Source organism: Lascolabacillus sp. (genome assembly GCF_028696275.1).
In the GTDB taxonomy this organism is placed as follows: Bacteria; Bacteroidota; Bacteroidia; order Bacteroidales; family Dysgonomonadaceae; genus Proteiniphilum; species Proteiniphilum massiliensis.
This window is the reverse complement of record NZ_JAQVHI010000004.1, coordinates 1-17,905: the sequence shown is the minus strand read 5'-3', so window position 1 is coordinate 17,905 and position 17,905 is coordinate 1. Positions and strand designations below refer to the sequence as shown.

At 37.6% G+C, this 17,905-nt stretch carries 13 protein-coding genes and 1 pseudogene; 8 read left to right on the top strand and 6 right to left on the bottom strand.

What is annotated here, in order from left to right:
* Positions 1 to 12 precede the first annotated feature (12 nt).
* On the top strand, positions 13 to 2,091 hold the full coding sequence (locus tag PHO43_RS01965; protein ID WP_045090288.1) for an HD family phosphohydrolase: 2,079 nt from the start codon (positions 13 to 15) through the stop codon (positions 2,089 to 2,091).
* Positions 2,092 to 2,096: 5 nt separating this feature from the next.
* Here the strand turns inward: PHO43_RS01965 and guaA are convergent, their stop codons facing one another.
* Entirely contained in the window at positions 2,097 to 3,617 is a 1,521-nt protein-coding gene (guaA, locus tag PHO43_RS01960) for a glutamine-hydrolyzing GMP synthase (protein ID WP_288009396.1), read from the bottom strand.
* Between the two features lie 320 nt (positions 3,618 to 3,937).
* Here guaA and PHO43_RS01955 point away from each other — a divergent pair, with 320 nt between their 5' ends.
* The 5 genes from PHO43_RS01955 to PHO43_RS01935 are packed head-to-tail and all read left to right on the top strand — an operon-like array spanning position 3,938 to position 10,589.
* Positions 3,938 to 5,359 (top strand): tetratricopeptide repeat protein, encoded by a 1,422-nt coding sequence (locus PHO43_RS01955; RefSeq protein ID WP_053825886.1) that lies wholly within the window; start codon positions 3,938 to 3,940, stop codon positions 5,357 to 5,359.
* Between the two features lie 11 nt (positions 5,360 to 5,370).
* Complete coding sequence (locus PHO43_RS01950) at positions 5,371 to 5,847, top strand: NfeD family protein (protein ID WP_288011108.1); 477 nt, start codon at positions 5,371 to 5,373, stop codon at positions 5,845 to 5,847.
* A gap of 25 nt (positions 5,848 to 5,872) precedes the next feature.
* Positions 5,873 to 6,859 carry a flotillin-like protein FloA gene (gene floA, locus PHO43_RS01945; RefSeq protein WP_045090292.1) on the top strand — a complete coding sequence of 329 codons (987 nt, stop codon included), beginning with the start codon at positions 5,873 to 5,875 and terminating at the stop codon, positions 6,857 to 6,859.
* A 7-nt stretch (positions 6,860 to 6,866) separates the two neighbouring features.
* Positions 6,867 to 7,733 (top strand): nucleoside phosphorylase, encoded by an 867-nt coding sequence (locus PHO43_RS01940; RefSeq protein WP_045090293.1) that lies wholly within the window; start codon positions 6,867 to 6,869, stop codon positions 7,731 to 7,733.
* 45 nt (positions 7,734 to 7,778) lie between these two features.
* Positions 7,779 to 10,589, top strand: coding sequence for a M16 family metallopeptidase (locus tag PHO43_RS01935; RefSeq protein WP_045090294.1), 2,811 nt, complete (start codon positions 7,779 to 7,781; stop codon positions 10,587 to 10,589).
* Between the two features lie 94 nt (positions 10,590 to 10,683).
* On the opposite strand, the gene PHO43_RS01930 is transcribed toward PHO43_RS01935, so the two are convergent.
* From PHO43_RS01930 to dut, 5 genes are read right to left on the bottom strand one after another with little or no spacing between them, the layout of a single operon-like run.
* Positions 10,684 to 11,973, bottom strand: a complete 1,290-nt coding sequence (locus PHO43_RS01930) for a nucleoside permease (RefSeq protein WP_045090295.1) — start codon at positions 11,971 to 11,973, stop codon at positions 10,684 to 10,686.
* A gap of 28 nt (positions 11,974 to 12,001) precedes the next feature.
* Positions 12,002 to 13,333 carry a murein hydrolase activator EnvC family protein gene (locus PHO43_RS01925; RefSeq protein WP_288011105.1) on the bottom strand — a complete coding sequence of 444 codons (1,332 nt, stop codon included), beginning with the start codon at positions 13,331 to 13,333 and terminating at the stop codon, positions 12,002 to 12,004.
* The gene (gene lolB1, locus PHO43_RS01920) at positions 13,333 to 14,178 is read right to left on the bottom strand and encodes a lipoprotein insertase outer membrane protein LolB1 (protein WP_288011103.1); all 846 of its coding nucleotides are present in this window, start codon (positions 14,176 to 14,178) and stop codon (positions 13,333 to 13,335) included. The genes PHO43_RS01925 and lolB1 overlap by 1 nt, the downstream gene beginning before the upstream one ends.
* A gap of 24 nt (positions 14,179 to 14,202) precedes the next feature.
* Positions 14,203 to 15,942 carry a tetratricopeptide repeat protein gene (locus PHO43_RS01915; protein WP_288011101.1) on the bottom strand — a complete coding sequence of 580 codons (1,740 nt, stop codon included), beginning with the start codon at positions 15,940 to 15,942 and terminating at the stop codon, positions 14,203 to 14,205.
* A gap of 10 nt (positions 15,943 to 15,952) precedes the next feature.
* Positions 15,953 to 16,387 carry a dUTP diphosphatase gene (dut, locus tag PHO43_RS01910; protein ID WP_045090982.1) on the bottom strand — a complete coding sequence of 145 codons (435 nt, stop codon included), beginning with the start codon at positions 16,385 to 16,387 and terminating at the stop codon, positions 15,953 to 15,955.
* Positions 16,388 to 16,565: 178 nt separating this feature from the next.
* On the opposite strand from dut, the gene PHO43_RS01905 reads away from it, so the two are divergent.
* Together PHO43_RS01905 and PHO43_RS01900 are read left to right on the top strand one after the other, a co-directional pair.
* Positions 16,566 to 17,291 carry a hypothetical protein gene (locus tag PHO43_RS01905; protein WP_288009504.1) on the top strand — a complete coding sequence of 242 codons (726 nt, stop codon included), beginning with the start codon at positions 16,566 to 16,568 and terminating at the stop codon, positions 17,289 to 17,291.
* A gap of 18 nt (positions 17,292 to 17,309) precedes the next feature.
* Positions 17,310 to 17,905, top strand: a pseudogene (locus tag PHO43_RS01900) (triple tyrosine motif-containing protein); the annotation flags it as partial.

Genomic DNA, 17,905 nt, shown 5'->3' with positions numbered 1-17,905 from the left:
AACATAGTGAATATGAACTCTACACCCCAGAAGACATCTAAAAAGAAAGTCAGAATAAAAACCAGAGTATTCGTACCATTGGTTTTTGTAATTGCTATACTCATAATAACATATATATTCCCTCGTCAGGGAAGCTTCAACTATACATTTACTGAGGGCAGGCCATGGCAGTATGGCTTACTGACTGCACCTTTCGATTTTCCGATATATAAACCAGCTGATCAGTTAAAGATTGAGCAAGACAGCATACTGCAATTTTACGAACCCTATTTTGTAATCAACGAGAGCGTAAAAGTTAATGCACTTGCCAATTTTGATGCTGACGTGAATTTAGACAAACGCCTTTCAGAGCTTCCTCCCGAATATAAAATATATATTCGCAAAAGACTGAACGAGATCTACGATAATGGAATTATGCGCTCTGAGGATTACGACCGTATTACAGCATCCAGAACTGGAGCCCTGAGATTAAAAAAAGGAAATGTAGCTGAGTCGAGGAGCGCCAGTACTTTTTTCACAATACGCTCTGCCTATGAGAGTGTGCTTAATGAAACACCCGAGGGTATTTATGACAACATACTGAAAGCGGCCAATATAAATGAATATATTCAGGAGAATATAATCTACGATGCAGAAACATCCGAAAAAGCCAGAGAGGAGTTTGTTCAGCAGGTTGACATCAGCAGAGGTATGGTACAGCAGGGACAGAGGATTATTGATCAGGGGGAAATTGTAGACTCACGTACATTTAATATTCTCTCTTCATTAAGGCAGGTTTCAGAAGAAAGAAGCGGAGGTGCCGCCAAGGGCACATGGAGAGTAATAGGTCAGTTTATTCTTGTACTTTTCATGTTTCTATCTTTCTATATGTATCTGCTCTACTTCAGACCATCTGAGTACAGAAACAGGAAACATGTTGTTTTTATGCTATTGCTGATATTTATATTTGTAGCACTAACAGCATTGACTGTACGATTTGATCTTTTCAGTGTATATATTATACCATATACAATATTAACTATACTTATACGCACATTCATTGATTCCCGAACTGCACTTTTTGCAAGTTTAGTTACTATCATACTTAGTGCATTGATGGTACCCTACTCTTTTGAATTTGTTGTTCTTGAGATATCGGCTACAATGGTTTCTATATTTATGCTGAAGGAGCTGTCTGAGCGTTCTCAGCTAATAAGAAGCTCATTCTTCATACTATTTACGTACAGTGCTGTATATGTAGGACTAATCATGTACAACGAGGGTAATGTTACCGATCTGGAATGGGTTATGTTTATCTATTTCCTGATTAATTTCATATTTATAATGTTCTCCTATTCGTTGGTTTACCTGGTAGAAAAATCCTTCGGTTTTATTTCAGGAGTAACTCTCGTGGAGCTCTCAAATATAAACAAACCACTACTCAAAGAGCTTTCAGAAAAAGCACCCGGAACTTTCCAGCACTCGTTGCAGGTTTCAAACCTTGGTATGGCTGCAGCTGCAAAACTGGGTGCCAATGCATCTTTAATCAGAACAGGAGCATTGTATCATGATATTGGAAAGATGGTCAATCCTGCTTTCTTCACAGAAAACCAGACACCAGGTATGAATCCGCATGCAGGATTACCATTTGAAGAAAGTGCACGTATTATCATTAATCATGTAAAAGATGGTGTGAAGATTGCACAGAAATATAATATGCCTCAGCAGATTATTGATTTTATCGAGACGCACCATGGTACCAGCATGCCAAAATATTTTTACATATCCTGGAAAAATGCAAACCCGGGCAAAGAGGTTAATGAAGCATCATTCCGCTATCCCGGTCCAAATCCATTTACAAAAGAAACAGCTATTATGATGATGGCTGATGCAGTTGAAGCCTCATCAAGAAGTCTGCCTGAATATACCGAAAAGACTTTACGCGAGCTGGTAGATAAAATTATAGACTCACAGGTAAATGAGGGATATCTCAAGTTAGCTCCTATCACTTTCAGAGATATTCAGACAGTTAAGAATGTGTTTGTTGACAAGTTAATGACTATCTATCACTCAAGGATTGCATACCCTGAGCTTAAAGTTCCTGAGAACTAATCAACTTACTCCCATTCTATTGTTGCAGGTGGTTTTGAAGAGATATCAAAAACTACTCTGTTAACCCCTTGCACCTTATTAATTATTTCATTGGATACTTTTGCAAGAAACTCGTAAGGCAGTCGTGACCAGTCGGCAGTCATAGCATCAGTAGAAGTAACCGAACGCAGAGCAATAGTATTCTCATAAGTGCGCTCGTCACCCATAACGCCTACTGACTGCACCGGCAGTAAAATAGCACCTGCCTGCCACACTTTATCGTATAACCCATATTCACGAAGTCCGGAGATAAAGATATCATCAGCCTCCTGAGCAATTCTAACCTTTTCTGGTGTAATTGCACCAAGTATTCTGATACCCAATCCAGGTCCCGGGAACGGGTGACGATGAATAAGTCCTGGTCGCATACCCAACTCCAAACCAATCTTACGTACCTCATCCTTAAACAGCAACTTAAGTGGTTCACAAAGTTTCAGATTCATCTTTTCCGGGAGACCACCAACGTTATGGTGACTTTTAATTGTAACCCCTGTTATTGAAAGAGATTCGATAATATCAGGATAAATTGTTCCCTGTGCAAGCCATTTTATATCTTTAAGCTTATGTGCTTCCCTTTCGAAAACATCAATAAACCCTTTCCCTATGATCTTCCTCTTCTCTTCCGGATCAGTAACACCTTCCAGCTCTTTATAGAAATGCTGTTTAGCATCAACACCAATAACGTTTAATCCAAGATGCTCATAATCATCAAGAACAGTCTCAAATTCATTTTTGCGTAAAAGCCCATGGTCAACAAAAACACAGGTAAGGTTTTTACCAATAGCTCTGTTCAATAATACTGCAGTGACAGAAGAGTCAACACCACCAGAAAGTGCAAGTATTACCTTATCGTCACCAAGCTCCTCTTTCAGCTCCCTTACAGTTGATTCAATAAAAGAAGCCGGAGTCCAGTCCCTCTTCATACCGCAAATATCAAGGAAATTACTTAGTAAAGCAGTTCCCTGTTCAGTATGATACACTTCAGGATGAAACTGCACACCCCATGTTTTTTCTCCGTTAATCTTGTAAGCTGCCCACTTTACATCTTCAGTTGATGCAGTAAGAGTGAAGTTTTCAGGAGCATTTACGATTGTATCACCGTGAGACATCCATACTTCACTGTTTTGTGATAGGTTCGCGAATAGAGGATCATTACTTTCGAAAATATTCAGGTGTGCACGACCATATTCACGACTATCGGGCTGAGAAACCTCACCTCCTGATTCACTAACCATTAACTGCGCTCCGTAGCAGATTCCCAGTACTGGATATTTGCCTCTGATATCTTTAAGATCTATCTTAAAAGCATCGTGATCATTAACTGAGAATGGACTGCCGGAAAGGATTACACCCTTTACGGTTTCATCTTCAAAAGGGAATTTATTATATGGTACAATCTCGCAATATGTACTTAAATCTCTCACTCTTCTTCCAATAAGCTGTGTAGTCTGTGATCCGAAATCAAGGATTATTATTTTCTCGTGCATAATTATAGTTTGGAGGTTTGAAAGTGCAAAGATACGAAAAGTATGAAACTGATTGATTTGAAATAAAAAGAATCTGCTTTATAAGATAATTAATTGCCCTTAAAGCAGTCTCACATTGCATTATAATTCTTCATATCATTATATTACAAGTTCCTTTTGTAAAAGAAGATCATAAGAGGGAAGTAAGAGCAATATAAGAGCAATAAAAGAATTAACCCACTCTGTGATACTCTAACATATGAAATGCAGAATCATTATAAACAGTAATTTTATTATTGCTTAGAGTTTTTTCTTATCTTTGAATTCATATAATGAGCAACATGAAATTGAAATATACAGTTTTTACAATCTTATTGGTCATTTTGTTCCAATCACTGCATTCTCAAACAATTGATGATGCCAAAAGCTGGTATCTCGATGGCCGTTATGCAGATGCACTGCCTCTGTTAAGATCCGAGTATAATGAAAATCCAAAGGACGCTCCACTAAATCAGTGGCTGGGTGTCAGTCTGTATAAAACCGGTCGCCTTGTTGAAGCTGAACAATACCTTAAATATGCATCAGAAAAAAAGATACCCGAAGCATATCTGGCACTTGGTGAATTGTATTCAAAATTGTATCGCTTTGATGAAGCAGAAAAGGAGTTCGACAAATATCAGCGTGCAAACCGCAGAAATAACGAAGCGCTTAAAAAACTTGAGCAGGCTCGTGAAGATGCCGACAGGCTTAAGAGGTATGTAAGCCGCACTGAAGATGTACAGATAATTGACAGTATAGTTGTTCCCAAGGCTGAGTTTTTATCTGCTTACAATCTAAGCAGCTCATCGGGATCTTTGCTGATGGCCGACGATTTCTTCGAAGGACAGCAAAATGGAGGAAAGACACTCTACATGAATGAGAGAAAGGAAAAGATTTACTACTCAAAAGGAGGAAATGGATCTAATTCCAATCTTTATACAATGGAGAAACTACTTGATTCATTTGGCAATGAAAAGTCGTTGCCGGAGTCGATTAATGATTCAGGCAATCAGGATTATCCTTTTGTGATGAGTGATGGACTTACGATTTATTTTGCTTCTACAGGTCATAACTCTTATGGTGGTTATGATATCTATGCTACAAGATATAATCTCAACACAGACACATACCTGACGCCTAATCAGCTCAATATGCCTTTTAACTCTCCTTTCAATGATTACCTGCTGGTAATTGATGAAGAGAAGGGTGTGGGATGGTTTGCTTCGGACAGATATCAGTCAGAAGACTCTGTATGTATATATACCTATATTCCAAATGAGAGGGTTACTCTTTTGGAAAACGATGATATCTCTTATATGGCAAAACGTGCAATAATTTCATCAATAGCCGACAGCTGGAGAGAAGGAATAGATTACAGCTCTGTAATTGCACTGGCAAAAGAGGTTTCTGTATCAGATGAGGGAGTGAAGGGGGACTTTGAATTTGTAATTAATGACAGGATTACATATTATACTCTCTCTGATTTTAAAAGCAGTAATGCCCGATCTATATTTTCCCAGGCACTTGGATTAAGTAAACAGCTTGAAGAATTAAAAGCTGATTTGAGCAGTAAACGCGATCAGTTTGCCAACAGCAGCTCTACAGATAGTAACCTGAGAGCAGCAATATTAAATCTTGAAAAGCAGGCTGATGATCTCTATAAAGAGATAGAGAGACTAAAAATTCAGGCAAGGAACGATGAAATACGTAATAATTTTAACTAAATAAACCTGACATGACACTTCACATCATTGTTGTTATCTCTGTGATTGTACTGGGGATACTTTTCATGCTAATTGAAATATTCCTTCTGCCTGGCATAAGTATTGCCGGAATTGCAGGTGTTATTTTTATTATAGGAGGCATATTTTACTCTTATATGTTTATAGGAAGTACTGCCGGTAATATTTCACTTGCCAGTTCTGCTATTGCTCTTGGAGCTTCTTTTGCATGGCTGTTAAAATCCAAATCACTTCGTAGGATATCTCTGGAAACCAATATTGAAGATACTGTTGACAACAGTAACCTGCTTAAAATTTCGGTAGGAGACACCGGTGCTGCAATTTCCAGATTAAATCCAATCGGAAAGGTTTTGGTTAACGATGTTGAGATTGAAGGAAAATCTTTCGACGGTGAGTATATCGAAGAAGATACAGAAATAGAGGTTGTAAAAGTAGAGACTTACAACGTTCTGGTAAAAAGGAAACAATAATATTCACTCCAAAATTTATATCATTATGGAATTTTCTATACCAATAATCATTACCATAGCGGTAATTATCATCTTTTTGATGATATTCTTTCACTATGTGCCTTTCTTCCTATGGATAAACGCACTTTCTGCAGGAGTACGCATATCTCTTGTACAATTGTTCCTGATGCGTCTTCGCCGGGTTCCGCCTCATACGATAGTATATGCGATGATTGAGGCTCATAAGGCAGGATTAAAAAGTGTCACTCGTGACAATTTAGAAGCTCACTACCTTGCCGGGGGGCATGTCGAGAAAGTTGTGCATGCATTAGTTTCAGCATCCAAGGCAAATATCGATCTTACATTTCAGATGGCCACAGCCATAGACCTTGCAGGGCGTGATGTACTAGAAGCGGTAAGGATGTCTGTAAATCCAAAAGTTATTGATACACCTCCAGTATCGGCTGTTGCTATTGACGGTATTCAGCTGATAGCCAAAGCACGTGTTACTGTTCGCGCCAATATTAAACAGCTTGTTGGTGGTGCTGGTGAGGAGACTATTCTTGCCCGTGTTGGTGAAGGTATCGTTTCATCAATCGGTTCAGCAGTTTCACATAAATCGGTATTAGAGAACCCCGACTCAATATCCAAGCTGGTTCTGAAGAAAGGTCTCGATGCCGGTACAGCTTTTGAAATTCTTTCAATTGATATTGCTGATATTGATATAGGCAAAAATATAGGTGCTGTTCTGCAAATGGATCAGGCCCAGGCTGACAAAAATATTGCACAGGCACGTGCTGAAGAACGTCGTGCAATGGCAATAGCTCTTGAACAGGAGATGAAAGCAAAAGCACAGGAGGCACGTGCAAAAGTTATTGAAGCAGAAGCAGAGGTTCCTATTGCAATGGCTGAGGCATTCCGAAATGGTAATCTTGGCATTATGGATTATTACCGGATGGAAAACATTCAGGCAGATACAGAGATGAGGGATTCTATTGCGAAGCCTCAAAGTGGAAGTGGAAATAAAAAATAATAGAGATATGAGAATAATACCTGAATCGGAGTTAATTATAAACTCCGATGGAAGTGCTTTTCACCTGCACATTACACCAGATCAGCTATCTGACAAGATCGTAATGATGGGAGACCCTGATCGTGTTACTATGACAGCATCATTTTTTGACACGATTGAATGCGACGTGCAGAGTCGCGAATTTCACACTGTTACCGGTACTTATAAAGGAAAGCGTATTACTGCTCTTTCACATGGTATTGGAACAGATAACATTGATATAGTGGTTACCGAACTGGATGCTCTTGCAAATATTGATTTCAAGACAAGAACAGTTAAGGATGAGTTCAAACAACTTACCATGGTTCGTATTGGAACTTCCGGAGGCATGCAGCCACATTGCCCGGTAGGCTCTTACGTTGTTTCAGAAAAATCAATCGGGTTTGATGGGTTAATTCACTTCTATGATAACTCTAAAAATATAAGGGAACAGGAGTTTGAAGAGGCTTTCCAGAAACATGTAAAATGGTCGCCTTTCCATTGCCTCCCCTATGTTGTGAGTGCTGATGAAGAGCTGGTTGACAGAATAGGATTTGATATGATCCGCGGTGTTACAATCTCTGCCACAGGGTTTTATGGCCCTCAGGGAAGATATGTAAGGCTGCCATTAGCAGATCCTGATTTAAATTCAAAAATTGAATCATTCCGTTTTAATGATTACTCAATAACCAACTATGAGATGGAAAGTTCGGCAATAGCAGGACTCTCCAAACTAATGGGTCATAAAGCTATGACTGTTTGCACAATTATCGCTAATCGTGTAGCTCTGGACTCTAATACTGACTATAAAGGTTCAATGGAGGATCTTATACGTACGGTCTTGGATAGGATTTAAATTACAATAAAAAATAGTACCGATAAAAATTTATAAAATCGAAGTATGAAAAAATTTTTAACACTGTTGCTTTTAGTTACCTCAATGGTCACTTTAGCACAACAAAACCCCACTCTGCCTGTAGATCCAAACGTACGTACAGGTAAGCTGGAAAACGGATTGACCTATTATGTCCGTCACAACGGACAGCCTGAGAACAGAGCAGACTTCTATATTGCTCAGAAAGTAGGATCTATGCAGGAGGAAGATAATCAGGCAGGATTAGCTCATTTTCTTGAGCATATGGCATTTAACGGAACTGAAAACTTTCCCGGCAAATCGATGCTTAACTACCTGCAGGACAATGGAATCAAATTTGGCACCAATATCAATGCATACACCTCATTTGATGAGACGGTCTACTTTTTAACTGACATACCAACCACAAACAGGAATCTTATGGATTCTGCATTACTGGTATTGCATGACTGGGCAAATGCCATCGCACTTGAGGAGGAAGAGCTGGAAAGTGAGCGTGGTGTAATTCGTGAAGAGTGGCGTACACGTGGCGGTGCGCAGCAGCGTTTATGGGATCAGCTGCTTCCTGAAATGTTCCCGGGCAGTAAGTATGCTAAAAGAATGCCTATAGGCAGTATTGATGTTATTAATAATTTTAAGCCTGAAGAGATCAGAGCTTACTATCACAAATGGTACAGACCAGACCTTCAGGGTATAATTGTTGTAGGTGACTTCGATGTTGATGAGATGGAAAAGAAGATAATTGATCTGTTCTCACCTATAAAACTTGATGAAGAGGTTGCTGAAAGAGAATATTATCCTGTTCCTGATAATAAGGAACCAATTTTTGCACTGGCTACAGACAATGAGGCTCGCAATACAAGTATCATGATGTTCTATAAGCATGATCCGATGCCGGATGAACTAAAAAATACCCAGGCAGGATATCTTACTCAGTACATTATGAATGCTGCTGCATCTATGATGAATCAGCGTTTCTCTGAGATCTTACAAAAACCGGATGCACCATTTACTTCTGCTTATGCATATGATGGAGATTTCTTTGTAGCAAAAACAAAAGATGCATGGACTGTTGTTGCTGGCAGCTCGGAAGACAAGATAAAAGAGGCATTAGCTGCAATGATTCGTGAAACAGAAAGAGCAAGGCAGCATGGATTTACAGCTGCTGAGTATGACATTGCAAGAACTAACATACTTAAAAGCGTTGAGGATTCTTACAATAACAGGGACAAACAAAGAAATTCAAGATACTCGGAAGAATATGTAATGGCTTTTGTTGACGGAGAACCAATACCTGGTATTGAGTTTGAATACCAGTTTTTACAGGCAGTAGCTCCAAATATTCCTGTTGAAGCTATCAACATGACAATAAAGCAGCTTATTAGTGATGATAATATTGTAGTTGCAATTACAGGACCAAAGAAAGAGGGACTAGTATATCCAACCAAGGAGGAACTTAACAGTGTATTGACTTCAGTTAAGGCTGAGACAATAGAAGCATATGTTGGAGATGTTATTGATGAACCTCTTGTATCAAATATTCCTGAGCCAGGCAAAATAGTCTCAACTGAAAAAGATGAAGAGCTGGGTGCAACTGTTTGGACACTGGAAAATGGTATAAAGGTTATCCTGAAAAATACAGATTTCAAGAACGACGAAATACTGCTAACTGGAACCAGTGCTGGTGGATATTCTCACTTTGCCGAAAAAGATCCTGTAAATAGTAAAGTACTGAGTGCCGTTTCAACACTTGGAGGCGTGGGCAATTTTAGTGCTACCGACTTGCCAAAAGTTCTTGCCGGTAAAACAGCTTCTGCACGTCCATCTGTTAGTCTAACCACTCAGGATTTCAACGGATCTTCTTCTATTAAGGATTTTGAGACTATGATCCAGTTGGTATATCTATATTTTACCAGTCCACGCAAAGATCAGGATGCATATCAGTCATACATCCAGCGCATGGAAACACAGCTGAGAAATCAGGAAGCGGAACCAATGGTTGCATTCAGTGACTCAATTAACGCTGCTATATATGGTAATAACCCACTTGTACAAAGAATTAAGACAGAGGATCTTCAGAAACTGGACTATGATCGTATGATGGAAATGTACAAACAGTTGTTCAGTAATCCGGGTAGTTTTACATTTACACTTGTTGGAAATATTAATGAGGATGAGGTAAGACCTGTTATTGAACGTTATCTGGCCTCATTACCTGCCAAATCAGAAAAAGCTGATTTTGTTAAAGTACCTATGAATTTCGTAGAGGGTAATTCTGAGAATATTTTCCGTCGTGAAATGCTTAACCCGAAAGCTTCTGTTTTTAATAGTATTACAGGTAACTTAAAAAGAGACATGCAGAATCAGATCCTGATGAGTATGTTTGATCAGATCCTGGATATTGTATATACTGAGAAAATCAGAGAAGAAGAGGGTGGCACATATGGTGTTTATTCTGGAGGCTCTATATCAAGATATCCTGAAGGCCAATCAATGCTCCAAATCACATTTGACACAGACCCTGATACTGATAGAATGAGACATCTGAATAAGATAGTTCTGGATGAACTGGAGAATATTGCAACAAACGGTCCACGTGAATCAGATTTCTCAAAGGTTAAAGAGTATATGAACAAGAGTTACAACGAAAACCTGAAGGAAAACAGATACTGGCTGAATATTCTAGACAACAAATATTTCTACGGAGAAGATATGCATACCAAGTATCTGGATACACTTAACAGTATTACCAGAACTGATATTCAGAACTTTGTAGCTAATTTCCTTAAACAGGGGAATGTAAAGACAATAGTAATGCTGCCTAACTCAGATCTGTAATTCTGAGTATAGTAACATAAAACAAAAAACCGGGATGTAATCAATTGATTGCACTCCGGTTTTTTATTCTAACAATAATAAAGAATAGATATCTTTAATTTTCTGTGGAAGCAGGTTTATGTTTATATTTAAATAGAATACCAAATAGTATTGTTACAACAAGAGCATATAATGCAAAGATTAACCATACACTTTGCCAGTTGCCTATCATCAATGATTTTGTTTGTCCGTTTACCACTACATCCTGCCATGAAGTAAACTGATTTACCACCCACTGAGCACCCAATGTTCCTATTGTGGCACCTATACCATTTGTCATAAGCATAAACATACCTTGAGCACTTGCACGAATATTGTGAGGTGTCTCCTTATCTACAAATAGTGAACCTGATACATTAAAGAAGTCAAATGCCACACCATATACCAGCATAGATAGAATCAGCAGCCACAATCCACTACCAGGGTTTCCTAAGCCAAACAGACCAAAGCGAAGCACCCAGGCAAACATAGCAATAAGGATAACTTTCTTTATTCCGAATCTGCTTAGAAAGAAGGGTATCAGCAGAATGCATATTGCTTCAGATATTTGTGACAGTGAAATAAGAATATTTGAGTGCTGAACACCAAATGTATCGGAATAGATCGGGTTAGCCTCAAAACTGGCTATAAAAGGATTTGCAAACCCATTTGTAATCTGAAGTGAGACTCCAAGCAGCATCGAGAAAATAAAGAAGAGTGCCATTCTTCTCTGTTTAAACAGCTTGAAAGCATCCAGTCCCAGTCGCTGAGCCAATGTTTTATCCTGAGTATCGGTAGTAACAGGACAGTTAGGAAGAGTGAAGGCGTAGAGACCTAAAACGATTCCTAGTACTGCACTTACAATAAATTGCATCGATGATGTCTGATACCCTAATATATCCACTAACCACATACTGCAGATAAAACCTACAGTCCCGAATACTCTTATTGGTGGAAATGCTTTTACAGTATCAAAACCGGCTCTTTCCAGGATAGTATAGGCAACTGAATTGGATAAAGCTAAGGTTGGCATATAAAATGCCACACTAAGTGTGTAGAGAGTAAAGAAGTAGCCAAATTCCACACCGGTTCCGCTGTTTAAACCATAAAGACCTGCAGAAATCATGAAGATAGCAGCCAGGATATGACAAATACCCAGTAATTTCTGAGCAGGAACCCACCTGTCGGCAATTATACCAATAAGTGCAGGCATAAATATAGATACTATCCCCTGAACCGAATAAAATATTCCAATGTGAGACCCCATTCCCGCCGGGCCCAGATAACGAGACATAGAAGTCAGATACGCTCCCCAGACAGCAAACTGGAGAAAATTCATTACAATTAGTCGTGTTTTCAGTGACATACAATAAATTTAATGATTAAAGAAATAGCTAACCCCTGTTTAGCCAGGGTGCAGGGTTTATTTTAGTTGTTTTTTGCCATAATTGGAAATGCATTCTTGATACACCGGTATCAGGATCTGTAAAAATTCGTCCTAATGATTGTCCGGCTTTCACTTTATCACCTTGTTTCACATAAAGATCATATATGTTAGCATAAAAAGTATAATAATCACCATGACGCACAATCACACATGTGTTTGAACCTGGGAAAGAGAACACCTTTGATACCTCTCCATCAAAAACAGCTCTAATATCAGCACCTCTCTCAGCCTGAATGTCAACACCATTACTATTTGTTGTGACATTCCATTCACTATGACGTTTTGTGCCAAAATTACCTACAATTGTAGATGCTCCGGTAACCGGCATAGGTAGTTTACCCTTATTTGCAGCGAAATCTTTTGAAAGGTTGAAAGTCTCAGCTGACACTCTGCTTGCATTGGGATCGATTCGAGGAGAGGTGCCTGTTCCGGGAGATGCAGTTTCAGTTTTGGCAGATGACTCAGAACTTTTAGGAGTTTTTGTATCTGCTGCAGGCTTGGCTGCCTGTTTTTTTGCTTCTGCTAATCGCCTTGCCTCCTCTTCACGCTCCTGACGGGCTACTTCTTCAGCTATCAATTTCTCAATTTGAGAGTTCAACTGATCAGCTTGTCGCTGTTTTTGCTGAAGTGCTTGTCTCAACTCTCTCTCCTTTCCTCTGGCTTGAGTAATTTCTGACTGTCTAATTTTCTCCTCACTCTCCAGTTTCTTACTCTCTTCCTGCAATGCAAGCAGCGATTTCTCCTTTTCTGCTTTTGCTTTTATCAATGCATCCTTTTTTTGTGCAATCTGAGCATTTTGTTTCTTAATCTCTTCTGCTTGTGATCTTTGCCATTTGGAGTATTCTCTTAGATATTGTAATCTTCTTAATGATTCCCCAATTGACTTACCTGAAAGTACAAAAAGTAGTTTATTTTGTTTGTGCTTATGATTAAGCATTCCTTTTATAGCAGTGGCATAATCCTCCTGTTTCTTTTTCAGTTCTCTGTTTAGTCTCTCTATTTCAGATTCGAGACGTTGTTCTTCCTTTTGTAAAGCCTCTATCTCACTTCTTTGTACATTTATCAGCTCTCTGCGAGATGCAATCTGTTTATTTATAAGATTAATACGATCCAGTATGGTTGTAGTTTGCTTCTTAACATCCAGATATAGTTTATTGGTGTTTTTAATTTCCTCCTGGATAGCCTTCTGCTGTCTTTGAAGGTTTTCTATCTGTTGTGTCTGAGAAAACAGTAATAGTGTAAACGAATAAAATAGTGAAATTAGTAGTAACTTTTTCATTATTCCGACGCTATGATTTTAAGAATTTCATCCAAAGAGGTTTTGCTGTAACTTTCAGGTACCTGAGATGTAATTTGAACCGGTACATTTGTCACAATCTCAGAAAAAAGAAATTCAGCATCAATCTTCCTTGATTTAGAGGTAATAACTGCATTCATCTTGTGTGGAAATGAATTATTCCCCAATATAGCAAAATTATCGTATGCCCACTGCAGAGATTGCTGTTTTTTATATTGCATTAGATGTGTAAATGTTATTCTGTCATTCCCATTTACTGTAAAGGAATATTCAATATCAGATTCAGGATCTTTAGAGGTTAAATAATAGTTTAGATCTGAAGTTTGAGTTATGTTAAACTTACGATAATCTGAATCCTCAACACTGCTTTTACCTGAAACAAATGGTGAGTTGGTAAGTATTGACTGCAATGTATAGAAATCAAAGCCTACTGGATATTTTTCTTTTAATGAGATGAGAGACTCTTTAACATAACGTTTGTTCATCCTGTCAAGGATAAGAATATTATTGGGATCGATATACAAACGCACTACCTCAACACCGAATAATGGTTGAACTGATATCAGTATTGCACTATCTTTAATCATCCTGAGATTAGCCCTGGAGCTTACAGATCTTGTGCCACTGGTTAAGCTCATATTCAATCTTGAAGAAAAGGTGTTGAAGTCGAATGTATTAGTATTTATATCACTAAATAACTGGTTATTCTCTTTATCCTCAACCGGCTTAGTTGAATATATAATTCTCTGTTTTGGCTTACAGGCTGTTACAGCAATCATTACCAGAAAAGAGAAAATAATTATATTTTTATAATTGACCCATATCATTGTTCTACAAATTAAAAAAGAAATTTACAATTTTCCTCTTCTTATTTTTCTTTTTAGTGTTTTTGAATCACCTCCAAGTTCTCTTGCTTTTTTCCATTGAACTACAGCCTTTTCTTGTTCACCGTTCATAAACAAGACATCGCCGTAATGCTCATAAACTTCGGCAGATGGCTCATCGCTATATTCAATAGCTTTTTCGATATATATCTTCGCCATTATGTATGAGCCCTGTTCAAATAATATCCAGCCATATGTATCAAGATAAGTTGGATTGAGTGGTTCTAACTTGACAGTAATACCGCTCATCTGCTCTGCCTTATCGAGATCTCTCTTTTCCAGAGACAAATAATAACTGTAATTGTTTAATACCGGAAGATTCTGTGGATTCAGTTTTAAGGCTTTTTCATAACTGTCAAAAGCAACCTGTTTATTTTTCAGGAAGTAGTTAAGATCTCCTATCTGTCCATAAAAGTCGGACTCAAGCACAGGGTTATTAAAGTTGGCACTATCTAAACCTGTCTCAAATACTCTTAACGCTTCTTTGTAATTTCCTTGTTGAAAGTTTACAGCACCCAGATAGTAATAGAACTGAGGTTCACCCGGCAGATATTTTAAAGCTTTTGTTGTCACCTCTTTTACTTTATCGAAATCCTCCTCTGGTAGTGCTGCACGTATAACCTGCTCATATCCTGCAGGGTTTTCAGGGTTTTGATTTATAAAGATCTCGAATTGCTCAATTGCACTTTTTTTATCACCCTGCAGATATAAAACATTCCCATAAATCAAGTTTATCTGAGTATTATTGGGATGTTGTTCAAAAAGGGATTCAAATAGAGGATTTGCCTCTTTTATATCCTGTTTGTTCTGTTGTAGTATGCTTAAATATCTTGTTAGAAGCTGGATTTTTGTATCCGCCTCCATAGATGAACTTGTTATAGCCTTTTGTATCTCAGATTGTGCAGCATCTCTGTCGTTTGTCTTTTCATAATAATTTACGAAGGATAATATCAAAGCCGGGTAATCAGGATCTATTAATTTTGCCTGATCATAATAATTCAAAGCATTGTCTACCTGGTTATCATCCATGTACAGATCTCCCATCAATATAAGATATCTTATATCATCAGGATTTTTGTTTATTATCTGCTCTATCTCCTGAAAAGCCTTTTCCTTGTTATCCAGCATTGAATAAAGGCGAAATTTGTTTAGTGCCAGAGACTCTGAAACACCTACACTTTTCTCCAGTTCATCCAACTGACTTATTGCTTTTTCGAGTTCTCCATTATCTGCATATGCATTGGCCATTTCGAAAAGAAGTTCAGGTTTATCAGGATACAGTTTAATAAGACCTTCATAGATATCTACAACCTCCTGTTTAAGTCCAAGTTCCTTGCTCAGACCGGCAAGCATCATGTTATAATAGTAGTTTGTCTTATCATAACTTACTGCTTTTTTATAGAATTCGAGGGCTTTATCTTTCTCTTGAAGTACATTGTAAAATGTGCCTAACTCAATTAAAACATTTGCGTTGGTAGAATCTAGAGAATAACAGTGATGAAAAAGGTCTATTGCCTCATCATACTTACCCTGAGCTTTTGAATTCAATGCTTCGTAGAAATAATAATCAAACTTTCTCTTATCATCATTGAATGGTAAATCATCATTACTTTGCTGAGCAAGGGAATCAAGAGAAAATAGCAGTGCCCCTATGAAGTTTATTGAGAAGAAGAGATATAATTTAATTTGAGAATTTATATAAGTCATACTTAGTTATTTATTTTTTCCCCGTATGTCCAAAACCTCCGTCACCTCTCTCGGTCTCATCAAGCTCATCAACTTCAACCCACTCAACTCGTTCATGTTTGGCAACTATCATTTGGCATATCCTCTCGCCATCGTTTATTGTAAAATCCTCATTTGAAAGATTAGCCAAAATGACTTTAATCTCTCCTCGGTAATCTGCATCTATTGTGCCCGGGGCATTTACAATGCTTATACCATGCTTAATTGCAAGTCCACTTCGTGGCCGTATCTGTGCTTCATATCCATTTGGCAGCTGAATATAAATACCTGTTGGTATAAGTGATCTTTCTAAAGGTTTCAATACAACAGGATTTTCCAGGTTTGCTCTCAAATCCATACCGGCAGAGTGAATTGTTGCATAATCGGGTAAAGAGTGTCGAGACCTGTTTACTATTTTAATTTCCATTTTGTTATTTCTATTGTTCATGTATTATTGCGTGACTACTGTTATGCACGTTTTAAAAGTGAAGTCGATATATTATTAACCTGCGAATTTATAAAATTCTGAGGAATTAGCTTGCAAATTGATAAACTTTAAGCCATTGCTATTCAAAAGAAATGATAAATAATATATCTTTGTACCTATGAGTAGACATGATGATCTTTTGGCTAGATTACGCCAAACGCTGGACGAACAGGGAATTGATTCGTTTCATATATTAGAGGATCTTGTGCCTATTGAGGAACAGATGGAGTATTTCCGCTACTTTGATAAGCTGCGGAGAGAAAATAATACATTTAACAGAGATGAAGAGGTCTCTATTCTTTTCTCTCCAGACGAGAGTATAGAACGTAAAAAAAAGAGTCTTACACTTCTTGCATCGATTCCTGATGTTGGTGCATACCGTTCAATTGAAACATATCACAGCAGTCCGTTAGACCCTGACTTATCTCACTGGTCATCCATGGCTTTAGTCAGCAGCAGAATTATTTTAAGTTCGGATCTATCCGGACAACAGCAAGTTTACATCTCATCGGGACTTGGAGGACAGGATAAGCGACTACGATTCTTCTCTCTTTTCACCACCCACAACAGAGAAAATTTAACTGACTTGCAGAAAGAGATCGTTGAAAGAGAGTTCACTTTTCAATTAAAAAAGGCAGAAGTTGAGATCGAAAAATTAGAGATTAAGGAAAATTACTTTACCATTCTTATACTTTTTCCATTTGACAAAGATGTGAAATCAATTCTTAATTCTGCAGTAGAAGAATGTAATCAATATGGAGATTTTCTTGATACAAAGTTTCTTTTCACTAATGTTAAAATATTGAGTGAGACAGAAATAGACGGTTTGTTGAAGAAAAAATAATGTATTAATATAATTATAATGATAGTTGCTTATAAAAAATTTATTTCAACTATTCAGTTTGTTCTTTTATTGTCATTTTCTCCCCTGTATACTCAGAATATACCATTTACTCCACCAGTATATAACTATACAACTAACAACTACAGGGCAGGGAACCAGAATTGGTCAGTAGCGCAAGACAAACAAGGTGTTGTTTATTTTGGGAACAATAATGGTTTGTTAAGTTTTGATGGTACAAACTGGTTTCTCCATTCACTACCTAATAACCTTTCTGTTAAATCAATATTTATAGATAGCGTCAAATCACCTGAAAGAATTTATGTAGGCTCATTTGAAGAATTTGGGTATTTCGAAAAAGATGAAACAGAAACTCTGATTTATCACTCATTAAAAGAGAAAGTAAAAGACTATAACTTTCATAATGATGAGATTTGGTCTATCCACCTTTTAGATAACTCTGTATATTTCCAGTCTTTCTCTAAAATATTTGTATACAATGGTAATGATATTGAAGTATTAGATCCATATCCCGCTGTATTATATTTCTTTCCAATCGATAATATTACATATGCTCAGTTAATTAATTCAGGACTTGCTGTATTTAATGGAAACAA

Coding starts and splice junctions, on each gene's coding strand:
- PHO43_RS01965 (WP_045090288.1), top strand. CDS start 13: ATGAACTCTACACCCCAGAAGACATCTAAAAAGAAAGTCAGAATAAAA.
- guaA (WP_288009396.1), bottom strand. CDS start 3,617: ATGCACGAGAAAATAATAATCCTTGATTTCGGATCACAGACTACACAG.
- PHO43_RS01955 (WP_053825886.1), top strand. CDS start 3,938: ATGAAATTGAAATATACAGTTTTTACAATCTTATTGGTCATTTTGTTC.
- PHO43_RS01950 (WP_288011108.1), top strand. CDS start 5,371: ATGACACTTCACATCATTGTTGTTATCTCTGTGATTGTACTGGGGATA.
- floA (WP_045090292.1), top strand. CDS start 5,873: ATGGAATTTTCTATACCAATAATCATTACCATAGCGGTAATTATCATC.
- PHO43_RS01940 (WP_045090293.1), top strand. CDS start 6,867: ATGAGAATAATACCTGAATCGGAGTTAATTATAAACTCCGATGGAAGT.
- PHO43_RS01935 (WP_045090294.1), top strand. CDS start 7,779: ATGAAAAAATTTTTAACACTGTTGCTTTTAGTTACCTCAATGGTCACT.
- PHO43_RS01930 (WP_045090295.1), bottom strand. CDS start 11,973: ATGTCACTGAAAACACGACTAATTGTAATGAATTTTCTCCAGTTTGCT.
- PHO43_RS01925 (WP_288011105.1), bottom strand. CDS start 13,333: ATGAAAAAGTTACTACTAATTTCACTATTTTATTCGTTTACACTATTA.
- lolB1 (WP_288011103.1), bottom strand. CDS start 14,178: ATGATATGGGTCAATTATAAAAATATAATTATTTTCTCTTTTCTGGTA.
- PHO43_RS01915 (WP_288011101.1), bottom strand. CDS start 15,942: ATGACTTATATAAATTCTCAAATTAAATTATATCTCTTCTTCTCAATA.
- dut (WP_045090982.1), bottom strand. CDS start 16,387: ATGGAAATTAAAATAGTAAACAGGTCTCGACACTCTTTACCCGATTAT.
- PHO43_RS01905 (WP_288009504.1), top strand. CDS start 16,566: ATGAGTAGACATGATGATCTTTTGGCTAGATTACGCCAAACGCTGGAC.